Origin of the sequence: Clostridium tarantellae (assembly GCF_009295725.1) — a bacterium.
GTDB classification, from domain to species: Bacteria; Bacillota; Clostridia; order Clostridiales; family Clostridiaceae; genus Sarcina; species Sarcina tarantellae.
This window is the reverse complement of record NZ_WHJC01000392.1, coordinates 1-2,551: the sequence shown is the minus strand read 5'-3', so window position 1 is coordinate 2,551 and position 2,551 is coordinate 1. Positions and strand designations below refer to the sequence as shown.

At 21.5% G+C, this 2,551-nt stretch carries 3 protein-coding genes; 1 reads left to right on the top strand and 2 read right to left on the bottom strand.

What is annotated here, in order from left to right; genetic code table 11:
• Positions 1-166 precede the first annotated feature (166 nt).
• Positions 167-649: a hypothetical protein gene (locus GBZ86_RS14865; RefSeq protein WP_152891942.1), complete on the top strand. Its 483-nt coding sequence runs from the start codon at positions 167-169 to the stop codon at positions 647-649.
• Between the two features lie 107 nt (positions 650-756).
• Here GBZ86_RS14865 and GBZ86_RS14860 read toward each other — a convergent pair whose 3' ends face one another.
• Complete coding sequence (locus GBZ86_RS14860; RefSeq protein ID WP_152891940.1) at positions 757-1,773, bottom strand: sensor histidine kinase; 1,017 nt, start codon at positions 1,771-1,773, stop codon at positions 757-759.
• The gene (locus GBZ86_RS14855) at positions 1,770-2,441 is read right to left on the bottom strand and encodes a response regulator transcription factor (protein ID WP_152891939.1); all 672 of its coding nucleotides are present in this window, start codon (positions 2,439-2,441) and stop codon (positions 1,770-1,772) included. The genes GBZ86_RS14860 and GBZ86_RS14855 overlap by 4 nt, the downstream gene beginning before the upstream one ends.
• Positions 2,442-2,551 lie beyond the last annotated feature (110 nt).

Here is a 2,551-nt window from a genome sequence, read left to right as displayed (position 1 = left end):
TACATTTTTCTTTTATATTAATTGAAATAAAATAAAACTATAAATTAAATAATACAATAATATTTGAAAGGAGAACTTAAATTTGAAATTTAAAATAATTATATAAACCTTATTATATAAAATTTAATAACATAAACTAAAGATAAATTAACTGGAGGACAACTATATGAAAAAATTTAAAACACTATCTATATTAATAATATTATTACTTATCTCTATAGGAATTATTTTATTTCCGTACAAGCTTACTGAGTTATCAAAAAAAACTAAAGAAAATGAAATTAGATTAGAACTTAAATACACTCCTAATGAAACTAATAAGGATTTAGTTTCAATGAAAGATTCTAAAGAAATTAAAATTATAGGAAATACTCCTTTTAAATCAGTTTCAACTTTTATAGAAGGTGACTCTAAATACAATAATTTTATTGCCTACGGTAAATTTATTGATGAAAAAGATGAAGAGGGAAATAAAATTTTTAATATAACAAAATGGTTTCCTGAGAAATCTTATGTACCTTTCATTGATAGTATGTTTGCATTTAAATATTATATTAATTTAATATTACCTGTAAGTGTTATATTTATATCTTTCTTAATAATACTTATAGCTTCTTTAAAATTAATAAAAACTTTAAATAAAAAGTAATTTAATTATAAATACCCCTTACTTAATGAGCTTAGCTAAAGTTAGGGGTATTTACAATAACTTTCTATTATATTACAAAACTATAATTATAAGTTTTTAGTTTCATCTTAATTTTCAAGCAAAATCATTTTACTTTTAGGAAAAATTAATGATACTTCAGTTCCCTCATTAACCTTAGAAGAAATATTTATACCAATAGAAAGCTTTTTACAAAGTTTATTTATAATATATAATCCCATACCCGTAGATTTCTCATTATTTCTACCATTGATTCCTGTAAAGCCTTTGTCAAAAACTCTAGGTAAGTCTTCCTTTTTTATACCTATCCCTTTATCCTTAATAATTAGCATTGTATTATTTTCTTTTTGAATTGTATATATTTTTATACAATCATTAATACCTTTAGAATATTTAATACTATTAGCTATTATTTGATTTAATATAAATTCAATCCATTTTGTATCACTAAACACAGTAGTGTTAAACTCTTCTATATCTATTTTTATTCTTTTATTTCTAATAGCTTTTCTATTTTTCTTAATAACTTTATTTACACTATTTATTAAAGAAAATTCCTTTACTATATAATCTTTTTCAACAGTATTACTTCTAGAATAATATAAAACTTGCTCTATAAAATCCTCTAACTTTTCTAATTCTTCCAATAAATTTAAAGTTACTTCATTTTTATTGTTCTCTATTATAAGCTTACTGGATGAAATAGGAGTTTTAATTTCATGAATCCACATTTCAATATACTCTCTATATTCTTCTTGAGACAGTCTATATTTTTTAACCTCTTCATGCATAGATTTTTCACCTTCATTAATTACATCAAACAATATTTTGCCTTCTATAAAATCAGGCTCTTCTATAACTGAAGGAATCATATATTTTTTATCTATATTTTCTAATTTTTCTAGTAAACCTGAATAAAACTTATATTTTTTTATCCAATCTAATAAAATAACAATACTAAGTGCTATTATCCAAATACTCATAATAGTTAATACTAATGCTATATTAACATTAATTAATATAAAAAATATTGAAGATATAAAAAACATTATTATATTAACTAATATTAATATATATCTATCCTTTATATAATCTTTAAAACTCATGGCATTATGTACCCCAATCCTCTTCTAGTTTCTATAAAATCTTTAACTCCTACCCCCTCTAATTTCTTTCTTAATCTATTAATATTTACAGTCAAAGTATTATCATCTACAAAAATATTTGAATCCCATAAATAATCCATTAACTTATCTCTAGATACTATAGTGCCTATACTTTTCATTAAACAAGTTAAAATTTTCAATTCATTTTTTGTTAGTTCTACTTCTTCTTCTCTTATAATAATTGTACTTTTCAATAAATTTAATTTTAAATTTTTATAAGTTAAAATATCTGAATTTGCAGATTTTGAATAAGTTCTTTTTAATAAAGCTGATATTCTTGCTAATAATATTTGAGTATTATATGGCTTAGTTACAAAATCATCTGCACCTAAACTCATACTCATAAGCTCATCCATTTCACTATCTCTACTAGTAACAACAATTATAGGAACCTCTGACTCCCTTCTAATTTCTCTACAAATATAATATCCATCAAAAACAGGTAAATTTATATCTAATAAAACTAATTTAGGATCTTCTTCTAAAATTTCTTTTACTATATTATTAAAATTCTCAATGATTTTAACTTCATATCCATATCTCTCTAAAAACTCTTTTAATTCTTTTCTTATTTTTTCATTATCTTCTATAATCACTATTTTATCCATACAGTTTCTCCTTAAATTCTTAATATACATATAAATGGTAAATAAATCTCTATAACCAATTACTTATATATAATTAACTGTTCTTTTATTTCTCTTAAAAATTATAACAC